This is a genomic window from Limosilactobacillus panis DSM 6035, assembly GCF_001435935.1.
Classification (GTDB): domain Bacteria; phylum Bacillota; class Bacilli; order Lactobacillales; family Lactobacillaceae; genus Limosilactobacillus; species Limosilactobacillus panis.
Genome location: NZ_AZGM01000090.1, coordinates 1 through 3,652 on the forward strand (window position 1 = coordinate 1; position 3,652 = coordinate 3,652).

Annotated in this window: 1 protein-coding gene, 2 tRNA genes and 1 pseudogene; 1 reads left to right on the plus strand and 3 read right to left on the minus strand. The window is 41.7% G+C overall.

Annotated elements, in window-relative coordinates; all coding sequences use genetic code 11:
* Positions 1 to 52 precede the first annotated feature (52 nt).
* A pseudogene (locus FD32_RS06265) lies at positions 53 to 550 on the plus strand (LysR family transcriptional regulator substrate-binding protein); the annotation flags it as partial.
* Between the two features lie 99 nt (positions 551 to 649).
* On the opposite strand, the gene FD32_RS06270 reads toward FD32_RS06265, so the two are convergent.
* From FD32_RS06270 to FD32_RS06280, 3 genes are all read right to left on the minus strand, one after another.
* Positions 650 to 3,076, minus strand: a complete 2,427-nt coding sequence (locus FD32_RS06270) for a glycoside hydrolase family 68 protein (protein WP_082611621.1) — start codon at positions 3,074 to 3,076, stop codon at positions 650 to 652.
* A gap of 326 nt (positions 3,077 to 3,402) precedes the next feature.
* Positions 3,403 to 3,475 (minus strand) — tRNA-Thr (locus FD32_RS06275).
* Between the two features lie 43 nt (positions 3,476 to 3,518).
* Positions 3,519 to 3,591, minus strand: a tRNA-Asn gene (locus FD32_RS06280).
* Positions 3,592 to 3,652 lie beyond the last annotated feature (61 nt).

Genomic DNA, 3,652 nt, shown 5'->3' on the forward strand with positions numbered 1-3,652 from the left:
ATATGCCCTGTGATACCAAGGGATCAGTCTGTCTTCATACTTTCAAGTTTCAGTTAATAATTTCAACCGCCGCATCATTGATAAACTACTCACGGAAAATGGCTTGATATTCACCCCGCTCTTTGTGGCCCAACCGCACGTCTTTTTGAGCCGCTATAACCCCCTCGCCAAGCGTCATTCAATTAAGCTTGATGATTTGACGGACCTCCCCTACCTCTCCTTTGAACAGGGCGATAATAACTCCTTTTACTTTTCAGAAGAGATCCAATCAACCCTGAGTCACAAGAAGGAAATCAAGGTTAGTGACCGGGCCACTATTTTCAACCTGATGGTCGGCCTGAACGGCTACACCATCAGTTCCGGAATCATCAGCAGCAAGCTCAATGACGATAAAATTGTTGCCATCCCCTTGAAGCTTGACGATCCCATTACCATCGGAATTGTCCACCACCAGCACACCGTTATCAGCCAGCTTGGGCAAGAATATATCCAACTGCTGAAAAACCACATTCGCGACTATGGCTTTAAAATTATTGGTGAAGATGAATAATACAAAAGGCGCGGACCACTGTATCCTGGTGGTCCGCGCCTCTTAGTTCTAAGGCTATATTTAATACTAATTTATTTATTAATTGGGGTCACTTTGAATTTACTTGTTGTAACGCTTATCTAAAGCAGCAAGCCCGAACATTGTCAATAATGAACCAAGGTATAAACCAACAACAGCATTCTTATTACCAGTTTGCGGTAAATGGCCATCATTATTGTCTGCACGATGATTTTGATCTGCTGTTGGGGTAACATTACCTGGCTTATCACTTGGGTTATCTGTTGGATTGTTGGTACCCGGCTTATCACTCGGATTATCCGTTGGATTGTTGGTACCTGGCTTGTCACTCGGATTATCCGTTGGATTGTTGGTACCTGGCTTATCACTTGGGTTATCCGTTGGATTGTTGGTACCTGGCTTATCACTTGGGTTATCCGTTGGATTATTAGTACCTGGCTTATCACTTGGGTTATCCGTTGGGTTATTAGTACCTGGCTTGTCGCTCGGGTTATCCGTTGGGTTGTTGGTGCCTGGCTTATCACTCGGGTTATCCGTTGGTTTATTAGTACCCGGTTCATCAGCTGCCTGGTGTGGCTTCAGGTTTAAGCCACTACTCCGGTTAATATTTGTCCAGTCGACCGGCTTACCCCATTCACCAGGTAGCGCAGCGCTATTTGCAGCATTCTGGTCAAGGACACCTAACATGCTGTCATTACGACTGGAATCATCCCAGATCCAATCACCTTGATTAGTAGCCCGTGCCAGAACCGTTGTTGTGTCATCTGGATTAATTTGAACCAAGAAACTTGGTGCCCAGGTAGCATAATTACCTTCTCCAGAAGCAAAGTCCTTGTTACTCATGTATGAAGTAATTAAAACTTGATCTGGGTGTCCCTGAACAGGAACGGCGTAATAGGAGTAGGTTGCAGTCCGCCAGTTAGCAGGTACAGAAGCAGTCAGGACAACTCCAGACTGGTTCAACGGCTTGTAAGTACCGTTCAAGCTATCTGCAACATAGCCGATCATAGCAACATTATCACCAACAAGAGTGTTATCCTTAGCCGTTAATTCAGTATCTGATCCACGACTAACCCGAGTTACTGAGAAGAGATAGTACTTATCACCAAGTTTCACAACATCTGGACGTTCAACTTCGTCACTTGCCATTAAAGTTGATACTAATGGTGAGTATACAGCTTCAACCTTTGGATTAGTTTGATTATTATCAAGCTTTAAAATACCAAGAGCACCATTAGCCTCACCAGCAAGGGTGCGGTCTCGCTTATTGTTTAATAACTTAAAGAAGCTATTAATATTAAAGACATCGTCACCACCATAATTAGCCCACTTGTAAATTTGCTCATCACCTTGGTAGTCTTCGGTACCTGTATTGGCTTCAAATACCAAGTAACGATCACCATTTTCTAACTGAACAACATGGGGATCACGTAAGCAGTAGTCATCATCTTGACGATCGTTTCCGTTAGCAAATTGTTGGTAAGTTTGGTAGTGGTAACCATCACCCTCAAACAGGATATGGTTATTATCAACACTCGCAATTGATACACCATTATCGTCAACATTTAGGTGCAGAGTTGCAGTCGCTAATTTTTGATCATTAAGCTTAAAATCAGATGTATCGTTTGAAGTGTAGAATAATTGGATTGAGCCATCATTGTTAACGATTGCGGAACCTGACCATTCTTGAAAGACATTGTTTTCGTTATTTCCAAAAATGGAACCGGCATTGCGCCAATGGGAAAAATCATTGTCACCATACTTGTTGTACAGAAGGTAAATATGGTTGTCACCATACTTGGCCTTCGGAATTCCCATCATTGCGATTACCAGTTGGTAGCCCTTATAGTTAGAAACGTAGCCGGTAACAGCATCTTGAACTGGCCAAGAGTCCCATACATCCAAGTGGGCCATTTGACCAGTTTGTGCATCAACTGCATATGCAGCTGGCATGTTCTGAATCTTCTTGGCATTAAAGTAAGGAATAGCATACTTTGGATCTTGGTTAATAATTGCATTACCAATACCTTCCAAATCCTTAAAAGTTAATTTAGCACCCTTTTCTGCTGATTTGGAAAAATCAATCTTGTTTAATTCGTTAATTTGATCATCAGTTAAGTTACCTGCGTCAATCTTAGCGTTCTTTACTGCGTTAGCTGCAGCTGGATTTAACTTACTCAGGTTAGTCTGTGCACTTGTAGTACTTTCGTCTGTTGTATTCTGCTTTAGCTGTGTTTGTTCATCACTGTTAGCAACAGTATTTGCTTGTACTGAAGCTACTTTGTCATTCTTAGTATTCTCAGCAGAAGAAGCACTACTAGTGACAGCAGTTTGATCAGTTACCTGTTGCGTAGCGTTAACTGTTTGCGTTTCATTAGCAGTATTTGCCTCAACTTGATCAGCATGAGCAATCAATGCCCCACCCATTAAAACCGAAGCAGACACTAAAGTTGCAACTGCCCATTTTTTGCCAATCTTATACATCTTTTTATGTTCTTTATACCCCATTATTAACTTCCCTTTCTTTTTGATAAACGTTTAACAATCATTAAAATAACATCAAAAATAGAAAAAGTAAAGTTTCTTTTAAAAAATTTCAATTCGGTATTTTAGTGCGATATAAAAAGGCGGTCTTTCATGAATTGACTTCTCAAATTACCATTGTGAGCCGCGCAGTCTCCAAACAATAAGAAGTAATGACGAACTCAGCTGGTTATCGTATATCACACCGTTTCCTAATTTAATAACCAACATTTGAACGTATGTTCGCTAAAACGATAATAAAAAATCCGCAAATTAAGCCTTGATAACTTAATTTGCGGACCAAAGTCTAGTGCCAACTAGAGGAGTCGAACCTCCGACCTTCTCTTTACGAGGGAGATGCTCTACCAGCTGAGCTAAGTTGGCATAAAAAGAAAAGCTGTTAACTAAAAGTCAACAGCTCCAACAACTCCGGCAGTCAGACTCGAACTGACGACAACCTGATTAACAGTCAGGTGCTCTACCAACTGAGCTATGCCGGAATAACGCGTGGCAACGTCCTATCCTCGCAGGGAGCGATCCCCCAACTACTTTCGGCGTGTT